Origin of the sequence: Corynebacterium diphtheriae (assembly GCF_001457455.1) — a bacterium.
GTDB classification, from domain to species: domain Bacteria; phylum Actinomycetota; class Actinomycetes; order Mycobacteriales; family Mycobacteriaceae; genus Corynebacterium; species Corynebacterium diphtheriae.
This window is the reverse complement of sequence record NZ_LN831026.1, coordinates 155,461-174,246: the sequence shown is the minus strand read 5'-3', so window position 1 is coordinate 174,246 and position 18,786 is coordinate 155,461. Positions and strand designations below refer to the sequence as shown.

General features: G+C 58.6%; 17 protein-coding genes, 2 tRNA genes and 1 other RNA gene. 7 read left to right on the top strand and 13 right to left on the bottom strand.

All coding sequences use genetic code 11. The annotated features are described in order from the left end of the window. Nucleotides 1-3: 3 nt before the first annotated feature. The 3 genes from AT687_RS00905 to AT687_RS00895 are packed head-to-tail and all read left to right on the top strand — an operon-like array spanning nt 4 to nt 3,162. Nucleotides 4-1,125, top strand: coding sequence for a DNA polymerase III subunit epsilon (locus tag AT687_RS00905; protein WP_041740415.1), 1,122 nt, complete (start codon nt 4-6; stop codon nt 1,123-1,125). Nucleotides 1,126-1,145: 20 nt separating this feature from the next. Further along, on the top strand, nt 1,146-2,408 hold the full coding sequence (locus AT687_RS00900; protein WP_014318530.1) for a Mur ligase family protein: 1,263 nt from the start codon (nt 1,146-1,148) through the stop codon (nt 2,406-2,408). Nucleotide 2,409: 1 nt separating this feature from the next. Next, nucleotides 2,410-3,162 (top strand): type 1 glutamine amidotransferase, encoded by a 753-nt coding sequence (locus AT687_RS00895; protein WP_014318529.1) that lies wholly within the window; start codon nt 2,410-2,412, stop codon nt 3,160-3,162. Between the two features lie 5 nt (nt 3,163-3,167). On the opposite strand, the gene recR is transcribed toward AT687_RS00895, so the two are convergent. The 6 genes from recR to ffs all read right to left on the bottom strand — a co-directional run bounded on the left by recR (nt 3,168) and on the right by ffs (nt 8,387). Beyond that, a complete protein-coding gene (gene recR, locus AT687_RS00890) occupies nt 3,168-3,824 on the bottom strand; it encodes a recombination mediator RecR (RefSeq protein ID WP_010934156.1) in 657 nt (218 codons plus the stop codon). 3 nt (nt 3,825-3,827) lie between these two features. After that, nucleotides 3,828-4,148 (bottom strand): YbaB/EbfC family nucleoid-associated protein, encoded by a 321-nt coding sequence (locus AT687_RS00885; RefSeq protein WP_003850338.1) that lies wholly within the window; start codon nt 4,146-4,148, stop codon nt 3,828-3,830. 70 nt (nt 4,149-4,218) lie between these two features. Continuing rightward, entirely contained in the window at nt 4,219-6,342 is a 2,124-nt protein-coding gene (locus AT687_RS00880; protein ID WP_041740413.1) for a DNA polymerase III subunit gamma and tau, read from the bottom strand. A 10-nt stretch (nt 6,343-6,352) separates the two neighbouring features. Beyond that, nucleotides 6,353-6,904 carry a suppressor of fused domain protein gene (locus AT687_RS00875; protein WP_014318527.1) on the bottom strand — a complete coding sequence of 184 codons (552 nt, stop codon included), beginning with the start codon at nt 6,902-6,904 and terminating at the stop codon, nt 6,353-6,355. Nucleotides 6,905-6,907: 3 nt separating this feature from the next. After that, nucleotides 6,908-8,167, bottom strand: coding sequence for an aspartate aminotransferase type Ic (locus AT687_RS00870; RefSeq protein WP_014318526.1), 1,260 nt, complete (start codon nt 8,165-8,167; stop codon nt 6,908-6,910). Nucleotides 8,168-8,290: 123 nt separating this feature from the next. After that, nucleotides 8,291-8,387, bottom strand: an RNA gene (gene ffs / locus AT687_RS00865) — signal recognition particle sRNA small type. A 132-nt stretch (nt 8,388-8,519) separates the two neighbouring features. Here ffs and AT687_RS00860 point away from each other — a divergent pair. The 4 genes from AT687_RS00860 to AT687_RS00845 all read left to right on the top strand — a co-directional run bounded on the left by AT687_RS00860 (nt 8,520) and on the right by AT687_RS00845 (nt 11,110). Continuing rightward, nucleotides 8,520-8,605: transfer RNA gene (locus AT687_RS00860), tRNA-Ser, on the top strand. Between the two features lie 281 nt (nt 8,606-8,886). Beyond that, nucleotides 8,887-9,636, top strand: coding sequence for an SDR family oxidoreductase (locus tag AT687_RS00855; protein ID WP_003850328.1), 750 nt, complete (start codon nt 8,887-8,889; stop codon nt 9,634-9,636). 2 nt (nt 9,637-9,638) lie between these two features. Next, nucleotides 9,639-10,610, top strand: coding sequence for an alcohol dehydrogenase catalytic domain-containing protein (locus tag AT687_RS00850; RefSeq protein WP_014318524.1), 972 nt, complete (start codon nt 9,639-9,641; stop codon nt 10,608-10,610). Then, nucleotides 10,607-11,110: a gluconokinase gene (locus AT687_RS00845; protein ID WP_014316235.1), complete on the top strand. Its 504-nt coding sequence runs from the start codon at nt 10,607-10,609 to the stop codon at nt 11,108-11,110. The genes AT687_RS00850 and AT687_RS00845 overlap by 4 nt, the downstream gene beginning before the upstream one ends. Here AT687_RS00845 and AT687_RS00840 read toward each other — a convergent pair. From AT687_RS00840 to AT687_RS00815, 7 genes are all read right to left on the bottom strand, one after another. Then, on the bottom strand, nt 11,107-12,495 hold the full coding sequence (locus AT687_RS00840; RefSeq protein WP_014318523.1) for a GntP family permease: 1,389 nt from the start codon (nt 12,493-12,495) through the stop codon (nt 11,107-11,109). The genes AT687_RS00845 and AT687_RS00840 overlap by 4 nt on opposite strands. 79 nt (nt 12,496-12,574) lie before the next feature. Then, nucleotides 12,575-13,468, bottom strand: a complete 894-nt coding sequence (gene gluQRS, locus AT687_RS00835) for a tRNA glutamyl-Q(34) synthetase GluQRS (protein WP_014318522.1) — start codon at nt 13,466-13,468, stop codon at nt 12,575-12,577. A 9-nt stretch (nt 13,469-13,477) separates the two neighbouring features. Next, a complete protein-coding gene (tgt, locus tag AT687_RS00830) occupies nt 13,478-14,770 on the bottom strand; it encodes a tRNA guanosine(34) transglycosylase Tgt (protein WP_014318521.1) in 1,293 nt (430 codons plus the stop codon). Between the two features lie 279 nt (nt 14,771-15,049). Then, nucleotides 15,050-17,386 (bottom strand): MMPL family transporter, encoded by a 2,337-nt coding sequence (locus tag AT687_RS00825; protein ID WP_014318520.1) that lies wholly within the window; start codon nt 17,384-17,386, stop codon nt 15,050-15,052. Between the two features lie 347 nt (nt 17,387-17,733). Beyond that, nucleotides 17,734-17,901 (bottom strand): hypothetical protein, encoded by a 168-nt coding sequence (locus AT687_RS12545; RefSeq protein ID WP_014318519.1) that lies wholly within the window; start codon nt 17,899-17,901, stop codon nt 17,734-17,736. Continuing rightward, nucleotides 17,901-18,413: a helix-turn-helix domain-containing protein gene (locus tag AT687_RS00820; protein WP_014318518.1), complete on the bottom strand. Its 513-nt coding sequence runs from the start codon at nt 18,411-18,413 to the stop codon at nt 17,901-17,903. Before AT687_RS00820 ends, AT687_RS12545 begins: the two co-directional genes overlap by 1 nt. A gap of 237 nt (nt 18,414-18,650) precedes the next feature. Then, nucleotides 18,651-18,741 (bottom strand) — tRNA-Ser (locus AT687_RS00815). Nucleotides 18,742-18,786 lie beyond the last annotated feature (45 nt).

The window sequence follows — 18,786 nt, the reverse complement described above, 5'->3', positions numbered from 1 at the left end:
GATTTGAATGTTTCCATGCCCACAAGACCGCCAGCTAGACTATTACCCATGACTAATAAGGACCAAGAAGAGCGCGATAAGGCGCGGGCACAGCGCGCCGCCGAGCAGGCAGCGGCTCGAAAAGCAGAGATCGAAAAGGCTCCTTATGTGGCATTATCGGTACAGGCTTCCGGTATTCACCCATCGACGAGCCGCCTCGTTACCATTGATGCCGTTACTTTCACAGAGCAGGGCGAGGAAGTCGACCACTTCTTCGCAGTGCTCAACCCAGAATCAAACCCTGGCCCCTTCCACCTGCACGGCCTTTCGCCTGAGCAGATTAAAGAGGGTAAGCGCTATTCGCAGATTCTTAAGGCTCTTGACAGGCTTATCGATGGCCGCACCTTGCTGGTACACAATGCAGAGCTGGTGTGGGGGTTCATTGTTTCTGAGTCGAAACGCGCAATGAGCAATGCTGCCCGCGCTAACCGCAGTCGCAGTCGGCAACGCAATCGGCGCAGGCAGCGGGTGGGGCATATTCCCAAGCCACTCACGATTGTGGATACGCTCGCTACTGCACGCCGCCTAGGATTAACGTTTGCAGACATCCGCATTAGGAACGTCGCAACGCAACTGGGCCTAGAAGCACCTGATGCTCGTGCGAGTGTGGCGCGCGCGCAGGCGGACACCACACAGCTCACACGGGAAGACACACTGTTGGTGGCGCGGATGTTCTTTGTGGAACACGCCCAGGGGGTTGTGGCGTCGACAAGCCCGGCGGACCTGCGCGCGGACCGCTTTGGTCTGCAACGATCCAACGTCCGCGTGGATGCCATGGAGGTGCCGCGCGTGTGGGAAAACCCTGGCGTCTACACCAAGGAGCGCGGGCTGGTGCAGGGCATGGAAGTTGTGGTGGCACCTGAGATCACCATGGATCCCGACCGGATCATTCAGGCGATCGTGCGCACAGAGCTGGCCTACAATGAGAAAATTACCCGCGCCTCCAGTTTGATTGTGTGCAATAAACGTGAAGATCTTACCGGCAAGGCAATGCACGGCGATCGCAAAGGGATTCCGCTGATGACGGACGAAGAATTTCTGCGCGCGGTTGAACACGTCAAGCCGGGCAAGCCAGCAGAGGCCTAAGTGGACTAGACTTAGTCGCCATGAGTTTTAATTTGCGCACTCGCCTTGCAATCGGCGCGGCCGCTGTGGCCACTACGGCTTCGCGGGCGACCGGCCGTGGCTCCGGCGGCATGATTGGTGGTCTGATTGCAGAAAAAATCGACCCGAATATCATGCAGTCGTTGGCTAAAACGCGTCCGACCGCGCTCGTAACAGGCACGAATGGCAAGTCCACCACCACGCGCATGCTGGCCAGCGCCGTCAGCGCCCAGCACACCGTGGCCACCAACGAAGGTGGCGACAACATGGACGCCGGCATTATCTCCGCTCTGATGGCGGGGCAATCGGCAAGCCACGTGGTTCTTGAGGTCGATGAGCTGCATGTTCCCTCGGCAGCCGACCGCCTCCACCCGCAGTGCCTGATCCTGCTCAACCTCACCCGCGACCAGCTTGACCGCGTTGGAGAGATCAACAAGATCGAACGTGCCCTGCGCGACTGCGTAACCGCACACCCCGACATGACCGTGATCGCCAACTGCGACGACGTGCTAGTCACCTCCGTTGCTTACGACGCCCCCAACGTAGTCTGGGTATCAGCTGGTGCCGGGTGGACCGGCGACTCCGTGTCCTGCCCACGCACCGGCAGCCACATCGTCCGCCAAGACGACCACTGGTACGCCACCAAGCCACTCCCGAACGGCGAAACCTTCCAACGCCCCACCCCCGCGTGGACCATCACCCCTGACGGCATTCTCACCCCAGGGCATGCCGAACCCGTCCCGCTATCCCTAGCACTGCCGGGCAACGCCAACCGTGGCAACGCTACCCAAGCCATCGCTGCGGCCGTGACCTGCTTCAATGTGCCGCTGGATGATGCTGTGCGTGCCGTCGAAACGGTGGACGATGTGGCGGGCCGCTACTCCACCATCACCCTTGGCGAGCACCAAATTCACCTGCTGTTGGCCAAGAACCCAGCCGGCTGGCAAGAAGCGCTCTCCATGGTGGATCGCACCGCCGAGGGCCTTGTGATCGCCGTGAACGGCCAAGTCGCTGATGGCGAGGACCTCTCCTGGCTTTGGGACGTCAAATTCGAGGAGCTCGAAGAGCTTTCCGTCAAGGCTGCCGGCGAGCGCGGTACGGACCTCTCCGTGCGCCTGACTTACGCCTCCGTGGACCACGAGCTCGTGCGCGACCCCCTCGCCGCCATCAAGGCCTGCCCGGCGGGGCGCGTCGAAGTCCTAGCCAACTACACCGCATTCCGCGATCTCAAGCGCGCCATCACCGCCGCAACCAAGGAGGCTTAACATGAGCGAATTAACCATCGGTTTAATCCTGCCGGACGTGTTGGGCACCTACGGTGACGACGGCAACGCCCTCGTCCTGCGCCAGCGCGCCCGCCTGCGTGGTATCTCCGCGGAGATCCACACGGTTCGCCTCGGCGAAGCCGTTCCCGAGGGTCTCGACCTGTACTGCCTCGGCGGCGGCGAAGACACCGCCCAGATCTTGGCAGCAGAACACCTCAACAATGACCGGGGTCTGCGCCATGCCGCTGATCTCGGCCGCCCAATTTTGGGCATTTGCGCAGGTCTACAGGTGTTGGGGCGTTCCTTCCGCGCCTCCGGGAAGATCGTCGAGGGCGTAGGGCTTATCGACGCCACCACTGCGTCCCTAGCCAAACGCACCATCGGGGAACTTCAGTCCACTCCTACCGCAGTGGGCTTTACTGCAGAGCTCACCGAACCGCTGACTGGTTTTGAAAACCACATGGGTGCCACCATCTTAGGCCCTGATGCCCAGCCGCTGGGTGCTGTAACTCGAGGTGTGGGCAACACTGATCTGCACGGTATTACTACCGCCTCTGTATCTGATGAGCAGGTGTCTTATGAAGGCGCTGTGCAGGGCAATGTGGTGTGCACCTATATGCATGGCCCAGCTTTGGCCCGCAACCCGCAGCTTGCGGACCTGCTGCTGGCCAAAGCGATGGGCGTTGCCCTTGCTGATCTTGCCCCCTTAGATCTGCCGGTCGTCGACCAGCTGCGCAAGGAGCGCCTAGCGTAGGTTTCCTACAGCGTCAGCCTGCCGCTCAAGGCGCGCGACAGTGTAAGTTCGTCAACGAACTCCAGGTCGCCGCCGAGTGGCATGCCAGAGGCAAGGCGTGACACCACAAGGTCTGGGAAGTCGCGCAGCAGCCGCGCTAGGTAGGAGGCTGTGGCTTCGCCTTCGGTGTTGGGGTCGGTGGCGAGGATAACCTCGCGCACTTCTGGGGAGGCGTCGTAAAGCGGTGTCTCGGGGGTGGAGTCCGCAAGTTCGCGGTCTGGCAACACGCCGCCGATACGCTGCAACAATTGCGAAATGTTGAGCTCACGGGGGCCAATGTTGGCAAGGGGGTCAAGCGAGCCGCCGAGCACATGGTAGCGACCTGTGTACTCGCCGGTTCGTTCAATAACCTGAATGTCTTTGGGTTCTTCCACCACACAGATGGTGCTGCGGTCGCGTGAAGAGTCCGCACAAATGCGGCAGACCTCTTCGCGAGAGATATTGCAGCAAATGCGGCAGAAAGTAACACCGTCACGAATAGCACCCAGCGCATCTTGCAGACGCGTAATGTCTGCTGGTTCCACATGGAGCAGGTGGAAAGCAATGCGCTGAGCCGACTTCGGCCCCACACCAGGGAGCCGAGAAAACTCGTCGATCAGGTCTTGGAGAGGTCCTTCGAACAACTCTTAGAACATCCCACCAAGGCCGTCGAAGCCCTGAGACAATGGGCCCATCTTCTGCTCTGCAAGGGTGCCGAGCTTCTCATGAGCCTCTGCGAATGCACCAACAAGCAGGTCCTGGAGGGTTTCTACATCGTCAGCGTCAACAACCTTAGGGTCGATGGTGACGGAAGAAACCATGCCGTTACCCTGCATGTCAATGCTCACAAGACCATTGCCAGCGGTGCCGGTCACGGTGGTAGCAAGGATCTCACGCTGAGCTTCCTGCAGCTTAGCCTGCATCTGCTGTGCCTGTGCAAGGATCTGGGACATATCCGGCTGAGTCATTCAACTGCCTTTCGCATTTTTTAGTATCCGCCACACCTGCTGTGCGACGGCGGTCATTCGAATAGTGTACCTAAAGCTGTCGAGCACCTAACTCTTCGGAGAGAATGTCCACGGCAACGGTCATAGCATCGCGATGGTCACGATTACCCGCGCCCTGTGCCGCTTCCCTAACCATCTCCTCTTCCTCATCATGGTCCACTACATAGTTAGACGTAGCCTGAGGGGTCTGAGGTTCCGGCATCCCCTCATCTGCGGGGTAGCCGTAGGGGTCCGGCGGCACATCCGGCTCTTCTGGCTCGGGCGGCAGCGGCACCCCATCGGAGAACGACGGTCGCTTGGCGCGCTCCTCCATCTTGCGCATGCCACGTTCAGCGGCCTGCTGCCAGCGGGGTTTCGGAGCTTCTTGCGCAGGTTGCGGCGCAGCTGGAGGTTGTGGTGCGGTCACCTTGGCAGGACTAAAGCGCTCTACCGGCGGTGGCGGAGGCGTAGCTGGTTGTCCACCACCGAGCGGCGCAGGCGCACCCCAGACATTATCGCTGGCAGGGGCAGGTTCCGGTTTCGGTTCAGGCTTGGGCTCGGGCTTGGGCTCCGGCTTAGGCTCCGGGTTCCACACCTTTTTGTTTTCTGGTTCACTAAAACCAGCAGCTTTGGGGTCCGTACCTACTACGCACTCAATGGTCACATCGAGGTCAATTTCCTGCTTAATTGCAGTAACGATGGAACCTGCATGCTGTGGGTCGTTGATCCGATGCGCCAGTGCACCGGTGTTATGGCCGATCACAAGGGTGGAATCGTCACGCAAGCCCAGCAAGGTGGCTTGGCTAAGCAAAATGCCTGCCACGGAGTTGGCTTTGAAGATCACATCGCTGATCGTTGCCCACTTCTCTTGAATAGTGGCAAACCCATCACGAGGCTCGGGTTTCGGTTCCGGAGCAGGAGCAGGCTCGGGTGCAGGTGCTTCGGCGTTCTTGCGTGCGGCTGCTTCCCTAGCCAAGCGGACGGAACGGCGCTCGTATTTCGCAGGGATCTCAGTGGGCGCTGGCCCCGGCGCAGCAGCAGGTGTAGTGGCAGCAGATGCAGTGGCAGTTGCGGCGGGTGGTGCGCTGGGCAGGAGCATTTTTGCGCAGAGGATTTCGAGGAGCAGGCGTGGCGAGGTTGCTCCTTTAAGTCCGCGGAGGCCATCATTGACCAGTGCCGCTAGTCGGGCGGCTTCGCCTGCCGATAGGTGTGTGGCTTGGTCGCGGAGGATGTCGCCGCGGTCGGTGGGGGCGTCGACAAGCCCGAGGGTCAGGGCGTCGGGGACCGATTGGAGGACCATGAGGTCGCGGAAGCGGTCGAGAAGGTCGGTGGCGAAGCGGCGGGGGTCGAGGCCGGCTTCGATGGCATCGTCGACGACTTGGAACAGGGCGGCGTTGTCGTTGCCGGCGAGGGCGTCGATGGTGGTGTCGATGAGGGTGTCATCGGTGGCGCCGAGCAGCATGCGGGCGAGGTTGTAGTCGAGGCCGTCGGGGCCTGCGCCGGCGATGAGCTGGTCGAGTATGGAGAGGGTGTCGCGCGGGGAGCCGCCGCCGGCGCGGATCACGAGTGGGTAGACGGAGTCTTCCACGGCGACGTGTTCGCTAGCTACGGTGCGTTCCAGCAGGCCACGCATGGATTGCGGGGTCAGCAGGCGGAAGGGATAGTGGTGGGTACGCGAGCGGATTGTGGGAAGGATTTTCTCCGGCTCGGTGGTGGCAAAGATAAAGATGAGGTGCGCCGGTGGCTCTTCGACGATTTTGAGTAGGGCGTTGGCGCCGTCGCGAGTAATCATGTGCGCCTCGTCGATGATGAAAATGCGGTAGCGCGATTCGGCGGGGGCATACATGGCGCGGTCACGGAGCTCGCGCATGTCATCTACGCTGCGGTTACTTGCGGCGTCGAGCTCGGTAACGTCGAGGTTGCCGGGCCCGTTGGGGGCAAGCGAAATACACGAGTTGCATTTGCCACAAGGAGTGGAGGTGGGGCCTTCGACGCAGTTCAGGGAGCGCGCCATAATGCGTGCCGACGACGTCTTTCCGCAGCCACGTGGACCCGAGAAAAGGTAGGCGTGGTTGATTCGGCCACTGTCCAATGCCACCGATAGTGGTTGAGTTACCTGTTCTTGCCCCACGACCTCTGCGAACGACGCTGGTCGATACTTCCGATATAAAGCCACGTGCCCTAGCCTACCGACTCCAATCCAGTAGATCGATTCCCGCTCGCGCAATCTCCGACTGGAGTTCCGGAATGCCATAGGTGACCGCGTAATCGAATTCTTCTTGGGTGAGCATCACCAGCTGGAGCATCACCGTCAGCCGATCCGGTTCATCACATTGGGGCACTTCCCCACCCCACACATAAGGAACCACAAAAAGACCATGCCGCACGGTGATGTCGGTGTCATCGAAGGGTTCGATCCCCACGGCAGGGACTAACTGGCCAGGTTGTGCGGGCAGCGAGCCGGAGGCGTCGTAAAGCAAGGTGCCAAGCGCACGCAACAACTCCACGAACTTGTCAGTGCCCACCCCCGCGTGTGCAACCGTGAATATCTCACTGCGCACGTCGCGGCCACCCGTCTCCAAGCCGGTGTCCACGCGCGCAAAGTCGAGAGTGGTGGCGAGCATATCGTCGCCGAGATCAACCGTGCCTACTCGAAAACTCTCCGCGGGTGCAGAATGAATCGTGAGCTCACCAGGGAATACGCCATCGAGCCACACGGCCGTCTCGTCAAAATTCATGCACTACACCTCAAGGGCTGCCATGAGAACACAGGTAGCAAAACCATCCATAGCCACCTCAAGCTCTGTCACAGGTGGCAACGACGGCGCCAAGCGGATGTTCTCATTATTAGGGTCATTGTGCAGTGGGAAGGAAGAACCAGCACCAGTCAACGCAATACCAGCCTCCTTGGCCAGCTCCACCACGCGCGACGCCGTACCAGGAACCACGTCCACAGAAATGAAGTAGCCGCCAGTAGGGCTCGTCCACTTAGCCACACCGTACTCACTGAGACGCGAGTCGAGAATCTCGAGCACACGCTCAAACTTCGGAGCCAACGACGCAGCATGCTTGAGCATGTGCGCCTTAAGACCCGCCACATCACCAAAGAACTGAGCATGCGCCAGCTGGTTGAGCTTGTTCGGGCCGATACCGCGCACATTAGCGTGGCTGGCATACCACTCAATGTTCTCCTTGGAGGAAGCAAAGAAGGACACACCGGAACCAGCGTGGGTAATCTTGGAGGTAGAGCTCATGAACCAGAAGCGGTTCGGATTGCCCGCAGCCTGCGCAAATTCAATAACATTGTGCACAATTGGAAATTCGTCGCTAAGCGTGTGCAACGCATAAGCATTATCCCAAACAATACGGAAATCAGGGGCCGCGGTAGACATCTCCGCAAGCTCACGACACGTCCGCTCAGAGAACGTCACACCCGTGGGATTAGCAAACACCGGCACCGCCCACATGCCCTTCACCTGCGGATCCTTCACCAACTCACGGACCACCCCCATATCCGGGCCCTCATCCGTCATCGGAACATTGATCATCTCAAAACCAAAATGCTCCGTGATAGTGAAATGACGATCATAACCCGGCACAGGGCACAACCACTTGACCTTCTCCTCCGCCGACCACGGGCGTGACGAATCATTATTACCCCACGCGTACGACCAAGAAATCAGATCAAACATGATGTTCAAGCTGGAACCATCCTGCGCCACCACCAGATCAGCAGGCAAACCCAACGCCTCAGCCCACAGCTCACGAATATCCGCAATCCCCAGCAGGCCACCATAGTTACGGCAATCCACACCATCTTTCGTACGGAAATCCCCACCCGGCAACGACAGCAAATCATTGGACAAATCCAGCTGCTCCGCGGAAGGCTTACCGCGAGTGAGATCCAAGGACAGATTCTTAGCCTTCAACTCCGCATACTTCGCGGCGACTTCCTCACGCACCTGCGCGAGACGAGCGGCATCATAATCCTTCAAAGACATAAGCATCCTTACGGTCCGTGGTCCCGTGGGCACCGCTTAACGACGCCCACCTCATACCCCAACGACTTTAGACAAGGGACCGCTCAATGAGTACCCCCAAACCACCCCGACACCCCCAAAAATATAAAGGGGACTCCGCACACCCGCTAGAGCCCACTGACCCTTGCTGCATTCCTGCCCTGGGGGAGTTCATGGGATACGCGCCATGCGAAGTCCTGCTCCTAGCCTAACGGAACCCCCCACCGCGGAGCAATTCCACCACCATCCACTCCCCATCTTCCTGCGGATTTGCTTGATCCACGGAAGCGTGTGTATTGTTTGCGGAGTAACACGGCATGCTCGTGCATACGCTGGAGGATTCGACTAGCGGCCTATGTCACACGCCTGGAACGCGTGCGGGTTTCACGACCCTCGTGGGTTCAAATCCCACATCCTCCGCAAGCACCAACCGGTGTTCTCTACTGAGAACGCCGGTTGTTTTTGTTTTCTGAGGTTCGGATGCGCTGCGGTTGCTCGGTTGCTGTGGTTTCCGCGCACATTTTCGCACATGTTTTCCGCCTCCTCGAACTCACGAATACGAAAACCGCAGGACGCGATTTTCGCGCCGAAATGCCGTCCTTGGGTTTTCGTATTCGTGAGTTCGAGGAGGCGGATACAAGCAGGCAAGTCCGAACAAATCTCACACCGCAGCGCTCCCCCACCACACATATACTTTAGAAATGACTAATTTTGGTGTGGTGGATAAGTTAGCGCTGGTCACGGGTTCGACACGCGGCCTTGGCCGAGTACTGGCACAGGGCCTGATTGAGGCTGGTGCCAGGGTTGTGGTTCATGGTTCGGATGCACAGCGTGCGGAGGCTGCGGCGGCGGAGTTGGGCGCTTGTGGTTTCATGGCGTGCGATGTTCGTGATGCTGCTGCGACGGAGGCGGCGGTGTCGGAGGTGATTGAGCGCTTTGGTGCCCCTGATATTTTGGTGAATAATGCGGGGATTCAGCGTCGGAATCCGATTGAGGTGTTTGAGGATCAGGATTGGGATGACATTGTTGGTGTGAATTTGTCGGGGGTGTTTCATGTGACGCGGCCGGTGGCGTCGGCAATGAAGGCTGCTGGTCGGGGAAAGATTGTGATGGTGGGGTCGGTGCAGTCGCGGTTGGGGCGTGCGACGATTGCTCCGTATTGTGCAACTAAGGGTGGTGTGGCGATGTTTGCGCAGGGGCTGGCTGCGGAGTTGTCGCCGTTTAATGTGCAGGTGAATACGTTGTCGCCTGGGTATTTTGATACGGATATGAATGCTGCGTTGGTGGCGGATGAGGAGTTTTCGGGGTGGGTGTGTAAGCGCACTCCGGCGGGCCGGTGGGGTGATCCTCGTGAGCTGGTGGGGCCGTTGTTGTTCTTGGCGAGTGAGGCGTCGTCGTTTGTGACGGGGCAGAATTTGGCTGTCGACGGCGGAATGACGGCGGTGGTGTAGGCATGCGCGCTGCTGTGATTTCGGGTAAGGGTTTGTTGGCTACTGCGGATCTTCCGACTCCTGCTGTGGGTCCGGATGAGGTGTTGATTCGGGTGGCGTATGTGGGTATTTGTGGCTCTGATCTGCATTATTACCAGGATGGTGCGGTGGGTGCTTTTGAGGTGCGTGAGCCGTTGGTGCCGGGCCATGAGATGTCGGGGACGTTGGCGGATGGTACTGCGGCGACGGTGCATCCGGCGACGTTTGGGCAGTGTTGTGCGGGTTTGGAGGAGCATCCGCATTTGTGGCCTGGTGGCGCGTACTTGGGTAGCGCATCGACGTGGCCGCATACGCAGGGCGCTATGCAGGAGTTTTTGTTGGTGCGTAAGGATCAGGTTCGTGTGTTGCCGGATGGTGTGCCGTTGCGTCGTGCCGCGCTGGCGGAGCCATTAAGTGTTGGATTGCACGCAATTAATGTTGCGGGCGGTGTGGCTGGCAAGAATGTTTTGGTGTCGGGTGCTGGTCCGATTGGTCAGTTGGCTGCGTTGGCGGCGCTTCGTGAGGGGGCTGCGTCGGTGACGTTGTCGGATGTGGTGGATGGCCCACTGGAGCGTGCGTATGCGGGTTTGACGCGTGTGAATACGCGTGCGGTTCGTTTGGGTGATGAGTCGTTTGATGTGGTGTTGGAGTGCGCAGGCGTTGCGGTGGCGACGAGTGATGCGCTTCGTGTGGTGCGTCGTCGTGGTGTTGTGGTGCAGGTGGGTATGTTGCCGAATGTGGAGGTGGGGGTGAATGTGGCTCCGTTGGTGGCTAAGGAGGTTCAGTTGCGGGGTACGTTCCGGTTCCGTGATGAGGTGGATCGTGCGGTGGAGATGTTGCGTGATCCGATTTTTGATACGGTGATCACTCACGAGTTTGCTGTGGATGATGTGGTTGAGGCGTTTGATACGGCTGCTGATTCTCAGGTTTCTGGAAAGGTGGTCGTTGCGCTGTGAGCACGGCTGTGAAGGTTGTTGTGATGGGTGTGTCTGGGTCGGGTAAGACGACGGTGGGCACGTTGTTGGCCGAGCGGTTGGGGGTGGAGTATCGCGATGGTGATGATCTTCATTCGCAGGCCAATATTGAGAAGATGGCGAGTGGTATTCCGCTTAACGACGACGACCGCTGGCCGTGGTTGGCGCAGGTGGGCGAATGGTTGGCGGCTCAGCCGGCTGGGGGTGTGATTGGTTGTAGTGCGTTGAAGCGTAGCTACCGTGATGTGTTGCGTCGGGAATGCCCTGAGGTGGTGTTTGTGCATGTGCATGGGGCCCGCGAGGTGTTGTTGGAGCGTATGAATCATCGCGAGGGGCATTTTATGCCGGCGTCGTTGTTGGATTCGCAGTTTGCTACGTTGCAGCCTTTGGAAAATGACGAAGTCGGCCACGTTTTTGATGTGACCGACTCCCCTGCTCAGATTGCTGATGCCGCAGCTAGGTGGCTCAGCGAGCGTAGTTAGAATACAAAGCTGACTCCGTAGAGGACGAGAACGAATACAAAGCCCACGGCTCCGACGAGCGCCTGGTTGAGTGTCCAGGTGCGCAGGGTCGTGGCAACGTCCATGCCCATGAGGCGGCCGACGAGCCAGAAGCCAGAGTCGTTGACGTGGCCTGCGAATACGGAGCCGGCTGCGGAGGCCAGCACCATGAGTGCGATTTGGAATTCGCTGTAGCCGCCGGCGGCGACGGCGGGTGCCATCAGTGCTGCGGCGGTGGTCAGTGCCACGGTGGCCGAGCCTTGGGCGAGGCGCAGGATGGCGGCGACGAGCCAACAGCCGAGGACGACGGGGACACCGAGGTCGGACATGGAGTCGGCTAGGGCGTCACCGATGCCGGAGGTGCGCAGTACGCCACCGAACATGCCGCCGGCACCGGTGATCAATACGACGGAGCAGATGGGTCCGAGGGCACCGTCGAGAAGCTTTTCTAGGTCAGCTTTGGGCTGGCCACGACGAATGCCGAGGAAGTACAGCGCCACGAGGGTTGAGATCAGCAAGGCAATGGGGGTGTTGCCCACGAATTGTAGGGCGCGCACGAGGCTCGAGCTCTTATCTACCCAGCCTGCGGAGGTGGCAAGGCCCATGCCAGTGTTGCCGAAGATGAGCAACATAGGAAGCAGCAAGAGGGAGACGATAAGCCCTGGTGTGGCGGGGTTTTTCACGTCGGTTGCCTGGGGGCCACCGGCTAGGATGTCGGGAACTGGCAGTGGATAGCGGCGGCCGAGAGTTTTACCGAGCCAGAGGCCGGAGATCAGCCAGGTAGGGATCGCGATGATTAGGCCAAGGAGCATGACGAGGCCGATGTCTGCGCTGTAGAATTCTGCAGCTGAGATTGGGCCTGGGTGCGGTGGCAGGTAGATGTGCATGACGGAGAACGCGCCGGCGGCGGGGATGCCGTAGGCCAGGACGGGGCCGTTGAGTCGGCGTGCCACGGCGAAGATGACGGGCAGCATGACGATCAGGCCGGCGTCGAAGAAGATGGGGAAACCCATCAGCAGGGAGGCTACGCCGAGGGCGAAGGGGGCGCGTTGTTCACCGAAGCGGGCGACGAGGGTTTCGGCGAGGCTTTTTGCACCGCCGGAGGTTTCGACAAGCCGGCCGAGCATTGCTCCGAGGCCGACGAGGAGGGCAACTGAGGCGAGTGTACTTCCGAAGCCTTTGGTCATGGTGGGCACGATGCCCTCCAGTGGGATGCCGGCGGCGAGGCCGGTAGCTGCGGAAACGATGATCAGTGTGAGGAAAGCGTGGAGCTTGAACACAATGACGAGGACCAAAATGAGTGCAATCGCAGCGGCGGCGATCCCCAATAAGGGGCCAGCACTAAGGGTGGGAACCCAATCTTCCATCGGATTTTCTCCTTGGTTACAAAATAAAAGACCCCTCTAATGTATGTGTAGGTATGCATATTCCACACTTATATGAGACTTATACCTCCTTATGGAATGCAAAAATCCACGGTTGTTGCGAGAGCCTATCGGGATCGAATTCTTCGAGCATGCCAGGCAGAGTGTGGGCGCTTAGCCCCAAAGACTCAGCCACGCGCGGCAGAATGTCGGGCATCTCGCGCATGGTCACGGCACCATCGCGCTTGGCTAGGCGCTGCCCCGCCGCGTTGAGCACCAGCGGCACATGCACATAGGTCGGAGCCGGCACGCCGAGTAGGTGCGCAAGGTAGGCCTGACGCGGCGCAGAAGTCAGCAGGTCGTTGCCGCGAACCACTTGGTCGATACCGTCGGCGGCATCGTCGACCACAACGGCAAGGTTGTACGCCCAGTCAGGCTGCTGGCCGCCGCGGCGCAGAATCATGTCGTCCACGTCGCCCAGCACGTCCCCCGCATAGTAGTCGCGGACGTGCCACGTGGGAACGTCGGCACGCAAGCGCAGTGCTGGTACCCTCCCCTGCTTGGCCAATGCTTGACGACGCTCCTCCCGCTGCACCTCAGTTAAATTTCGGCACGTGCCGGGGTACTGGCCCGGGATGGTGTGTGGCGCGCGGGAGGCCTCTTGAATGTCCTTGCGGGAGCAGTAGCACTCATAATGTGGAAGGCTGCGTAACGCCTGCTCATAGCGGTCAAAGTTGTTGTGCTGGTAGGTGGGGGCGGCGTCCCAATCCATACCCAGCGCATGCAGGTCCTCCAGCTGACGGGCGGCAGATTCCATGGACGAACGCTGCGTGTCCACGTCTTCTACACGAATAAGGAAGCGACGACCAGTGTGGCGGGCAAACAGCCATGCCAACACAGCGGTGCGCACGTTGCCAAAGTGAAGATCCCCGCTTGGACTTGGCGCATAGCGCCCTGCTCCCTGAAAAGTACCCATGCTTATGCGTTAAACTCCGTAGATCATCCCTCCGGAGCGCCCAGCTGCTGCTGGGCCTCCTTTGCTTGCGTAGTAGCGGCCGAGGAATTCATCGCGGTAGGCCTCAAAGTCGCCGTTGTTGATAGCGCTGCGAATGTTGTCTACCAGCTGGATCATAAAGGCCACGTTATGCATTGTGCACAATGTTCCACCAAGGAATTCCTTGGCCTTGAACAGGTGGTGAATGTAGGCGCGGGAGTACTCGGCGATAGGGCCGCCGAACTCCTCGTCTACTTGGCGGAAGTCACGCTTGAAGCGGGCTGCGGTGAGGTTCACGCGCCCGTCGAGAGTGTACACGCCGCCGCGGCGGCCGAGGCGCGTCGGTGCAACACAGTCGAAGGTGTCGGCACCTGCTTCGATGGCGGTGAAGAGGTCGTCTGGTTCGCTGATTCCCAGTAGGTGGCGTGGTTTATGCTGCGGGATTTCGTCGCATACCCAGCCTACGATGGTTCCTAGGTTTTCCTTTTCTAATGCGCCACCGATGCCGAAGCCACCGAAGCCGCGTCGTCCGTTATCTTCTGCCTCTTTGTCTAAGTCAAGCAGGCCACGAATTGCTTGTCTGCGCAGATCCTCGTACTGGGCGCCTTGGACAACACCCCACAGGGATTGCAGTGGTTTTCCTTCGCGCTCGCGAGTGAGGCGGTCGTGTTCGATGAGGCAGCGGCGTGCCCAGCGGTGGGTGCGTTCGACGGAGCTTTCTTGGTACTGACGGGTATCCACGAGAGTGGTCAGTTCGTCGAAAGCGAAGATGATGTCGGCGCCAAGCTGATGCTGGATCTGCATGCTGACTTCTGGGGTGAAGCGGTGGCGGGAGCCGTCGATAACGCTGCGGAAGTCCACGCCGTCTTCATCGACCTGCGCGTAGCGGTCTTTTTTAGGTGCGCGGATGTCGCCTTCTACAAGCCCCGCGGTATCCATAGCAAGAACTTTTCTAAAACCAACACCAAGGCTCATCACCTGGAATCCACCAGAGTCGGTGTAGGTGGGGCCATGCCAGTTTTCGAATGAGGACACGCCGCCGGCTTCGTCGACAATGTCGGGGCCTGGCTGCAGGTAAAGGTGATAGGCGTTGGAGAGGATCGCCTGGGCGCCGGTGTCACGAATTTGCTGCGGGGTGAGGGTTTTCACCGTTGCCTTGGTGGCCACAGGGATGAACGCCGGCGTGTTGATGTCTCCATGAGGGGTATGGATTACACCAGTACGGCCGTGGCGGCCTGGCGCGTCGTCCAGCTCAGTGCGAAGCTCAAAAGTCGTGTCAGTCATAGAGAGAAATTCTAGCTTGTTGCCCGTGGACAGACACTTTGGGCGAACAAACAGTAGTTGGCGCTTGCGCTCCGTTTCATAGCCACAGAGCTCTTGTGATCTTCCGACGCACAATCAATGCACTCTACAACCGGAAGCACCACCAAACGGGGGTATTTCGAAGGATTTCTCTCCGAACTTCACACCAAATCGCTTCCAAACCGGCCGTTTGAGCAGATTTGGTGTGAAGTGCCGTCTTTTTCGGGGGTGAGCGGGGGGGTGGCGCGCCCACCGATAACATCACAGCTCCAGCGATGTACCCTCCACATCGAGACGTGGCAGCACTTTATCCAGCCAACGTGGCATGTACCATGTTTGCCGTCCAAGAAGGAACATTGCTGCCGGAACGAACGCCATACGGATGAAGAAAGCGTCGAAAAGCACTCCGGCACCAAGGGCAAAACCGAAGATTTTAATAAACGGAATCGGCTGCCCAATGAAGGCCACAAACACCGCAATCATGATCAGCGCGGCAGCTGTGACCACACGGACGCTTGAGGCGAAGCCCTCCACGATCGATTCTTCGATGGCGTTGTAGCGGCTGGTGGCGTCGATACGCCCATGCACGAAACGCTCCCGCATCGCCGACACCAAAAACACCTGATAGTCCATAGCAAGGCCAAAGCACACGCCAATAAGGAAGATCGGCATAAACGCAATGATCGGGCTGGGAGTATCCACAAGCCCCCACAGGCCCTCTTGCCAAAACAGCACAGTCACGCCGAACGCCGCGCCCACAGAGAGCAAGAAGCCCACGCCGGCGACCACCGGCACCCAGATGCTACGGAACACGATCATCAGCAACAACACCGCAAGGCCCACCACAATGCCAAGGTACAGCGGCATCACGCCCGCCAGACGGTTGGTCACATCCTGCTGCACAGGGATCAGGCCCGTAATACCGGAACGAATACCGGTCGCGTTGTTCACCTCGTCCTGTTTGATCAGGAGGGCGTCGATAAGCTGCTTGGTCACATCATCTTCTGGCGACGACTCCGGCGTGAGCAACAACTGCGCCGCCAAGCCGTCCTCCGACAATCCCACGATCTGCACATGCTTCACATCCGGAGTAACCGAATACTTCTGAATAATGTACTGATACGCCGCATTTGCCGCCGCCTGCTTGCGCTCCCCCGGCGCCGGATTCTGCGCGCGGATCAGCGGCTCCAAAATCTCCGCGTTCTCATCCACCGAATGCGCATCCGCCACCACCAAAAACGGCGAATTAATACCAGGGCCAAACCCCTCCGCCATGATCTCAGCCTGTTTGCGCTGCGTAGAACTATAACTCGCCTGCGTATCGGAGGGTAACGACAAGTGCAATTGCAGCGCAGGCAGCGTCAATGCACCCAGCGTTACGACGCTCACCGCAATCACCACACCCGGCGCGCGGTGGACCAACTCCACCCACTTGCGCCCCAACGTACGGGCTGGCGACGTCCGCCGCTTCCGGCGCAACCGCACCGCAAAGGCCTTATCCTCCAACGCCCCCAACAGCGCCGGCACCATCGTCAACGCAATTAGCACCGCAATGAACACCGTAAATGCTGCGGCAAGGCCCATGTAAGTGAGGAACGGAATATTAGCCACCGCCAAAGCAACCAGTGCGATGATCACCGTAAGGCCCGCGAACACCACCGCAGATCCCGCAGTGCCCACCGCCATGCCGGCGGCTTGTTCCTTACCCATGTGCAGCAGCTCGCGGCGATATCGGAACATGATAAACAGTGAGTAGTCGATACCCACCGCCAAGCCCAACATCACTGCAAGCACTGGGGTGACGTTATTCAGCGATACCCAAGCAGTAGCCAGTGTGATCGACAGCGAACCAATACCTACACCGATCACTGCGATCAGCAGTGGGAGTCCAGCGGCCACCAAGGAACCAAACGTGAAGATCAAAATGATCGCCGCGATGGCCACACCGATGATCTCTGAAGTTTCTTCGATCACGATCGGATCACCAAAGCCAGCACCACCGGCCTCAACTGTCAGGCCCTTCTCGCGGCCTAAGTTCATGGCATCGGTGATCGCCTGGCGTTGCTCATCGCTCACGTCCGCAGGCATAGGCACATCAATATCGAAGGTGGTGTACCCGATCGTCTCATCGGGGGTAAGCAGGCTCAAGTTGGCTGCGTCGGCACGCGCGTTTTCCTCCGGCACACCACGCTGCGTCATCAAATCGATAACACCCTGCTGCAACTTCGGATTCAAATCCACAGGATTACCAAAACGCTGCGTATTAGTCAGGCCCTCAAGATTATCTTGGATCGCCTGCACCACACTATCCACGGCAGCCTTGTTCTCCGGCTCAGCCAGCGTATGCCCCTCCGGTGCCTTAAACACCACATTCACACCCGTACTCTTCAACGGATTGCGCTGCTCAGGGAAGTTTTCCAGATAAATCTCCGTCGCCGTCTTCGCCGGAGTGTTATTGATCGTAAATAGATCATTGAAGCCCGCTTGAAACGCAGCGGCAGCACCGCCCACAGCCGCAAGCACAATAAGCCACGTGACAATCACAAACCACTTGGCCCGAAACGACCACGCGCCAACACGATACAAAAAGGCGGCCACGACGATGATCTCCTTAAACCACAAGGGAACGAGAAATAGTCTTCCAGTGTAGACCTTGATTAGGATTTGCTGGTTTTGGGGGCTCCGCGGGGGCGCGGGGTTCCGCGGGGTTCCGCGGGCGGAATGAGTAGTTCGTGCCAAATTAAACCGTTTCTAATATCTCCGACCTGCGGAAACGCTGCGGAAGCCAAAAAGTTTTGGCACGAACTACTCACATGGCCTCTAGGATGAGGCCAAGACCGCGACGGTCATCCTAGTTGCGGCAGCCATTATTTTGGCACTTCAGGTTAAAAAGAATCCCCACAAAAAGTGGAAGGAGACGCCTCACCCGTCTTATAGAGAGCAGATTAGAGCACTGCGCGCAGCAACTCAGCAGCTTCGATAGCTTTATATCGTTCTTCTAATATTTCGATGCTCCATAGGGGTTTGAAAAAGCGGTGGGCAGCCAATGTCAAGATTATGTCAGGCTGTAACGATGGCCAGAGCACACACGTATCTAGAACTGCGGCGAACATTAGCCGATACGGCTTTCCCTGCGCCTATTCGCAAGCATTTTTCTTACTGAAACATACTCAGATTCGGTCAAGGCTGGTGCATCACTTGTAGTGTTCGCAAGAAAATCGAACTGCTCAATTGTTTGGCGCTCTTGATACCGGAGCACATCTTCTAATTTAATTCGGCGATGACGCGTAACTTTGGTGGCCTCTAGTTTTCCGTCCTCGATGAGTTTCACAACTGTTGGACGCGATACCCCTAACAACTCAGCCGCTTGTTGAGTAGTGACCAGTGGATCGTTGGGGTGGATAGTCACTGCTTTTCCGCTAGCGAGAGCTTCAACGGTTCGCACAAGAATCTCGTAGAGTTCCTTGGGGAGAGGAATTTGCTCCCCTTCGTTTGAACCAGACAAGAAAAACTGAGGCCGAGCCTCTGTACCATGACGGTCTTTGTAAACAGCAAGAAAGCTCTCAACCTTTGAGAGTTCTCCTTCCTCTGCGGGAGGAAAATAGGTGCGCTCCGAAAGAGACATATTTCTTACCGCCCTTCAACTTTCGTTTCTTTCGTTTTGAAGGTTCTGGGCAGCATTTCTCGGCCTAATGAGTAGTTCGTGCCAAATTAAACCGTTTCTAATATCTCCGACCTGCGGAAACGCCGCGGAGACCAAAAAGTTTTGGCACGAACTACTCACTTGGCCCGTAGCCCAACCCAGCCCACCCGCTAAGCAACAACAAAACCCCAGCTCAATCAAGAACTGGGGCTTTGTACTTGGCGGTAGCGGCGGGATTTGAACCCGCGGTTGGGGGTTACCCAACATTCGCTTTCGAGGCGAACACCTTCGGCCGCTCGGACACGCTACCGCGAACCAGAATAGCGAATAGCGCGGCAGCAACGCAAACCAACCA

Coding starts and splice junctions, on each gene's coding strand:
- AT687_RS00885 (WP_003850338.1), bottom strand. CDS start 4,148: ATGACTCAGCCGGATATGTCCCAGATCCTTGCACAGGCACAGCAGATG.
- AT687_RS00855 (WP_003850328.1), top strand. CDS start 8,887: ATGACTAATTTTGGTGTGGTGGATAAGTTAGCGCTGGTCACGGGTTCG.
- AT687_RS12545 (WP_014318519.1), bottom strand. CDS start 17,901: ATGTTCGCCGCAGTTCTAGATACGTGTGTGCTCTGGCCATCGTTACAG.
- AT687_RS00895 (WP_014318529.1), top strand. CDS start 2,410: ATGAGCGAATTAACCATCGGTTTAATCCTGCCGGACGTGTTGGGCACC.
- tgt (WP_014318521.1), bottom strand. CDS start 14,770: ATGACTGACACGACTTTTGAGCTTCGCACTGAGCTGGACGACGCGCCA.
- gluQRS (WP_014318522.1), bottom strand. CDS start 13,468: ATGGGTACTTTTCAGGGAGCAGGGCGCTATGCGCCAAGTCCAAGCGGG.
- AT687_RS00900 (WP_014318530.1), top strand. CDS start 1,146: ATGAGTTTTAATTTGCGCACTCGCCTTGCAATCGGCGCGGCCGCTGTG.
- AT687_RS00875 (WP_014318527.1), bottom strand. CDS start 6,904: ATGAATTTTGACGAGACGGCCGTGTGGCTCGATGGCGTATTCCCTGGT.
- AT687_RS00870 (WP_014318526.1), bottom strand. CDS start 8,167: ATGTCTTTGAAGGATTATGATGCCGCTCGTCTCGCGCAGGTGCGTGAG.
- AT687_RS00820 (WP_014318518.1), bottom strand. CDS start 18,413: ATGTCTCTTTCGGAGCGCACCTATTTTCCTCCCGCAGAGGAAGGAGAA.
- AT687_RS00850 (WP_014318524.1), top strand. CDS start 9,639: ATGCGCGCTGCTGTGATTTCGGGTAAGGGTTTGTTGGCTACTGCGGAT.
- AT687_RS00840 (WP_014318523.1), bottom strand. CDS start 12,495: ATGGAAGATTGGGTTCCCACCCTTAGTGCTGGCCCCTTATTGGGGATC.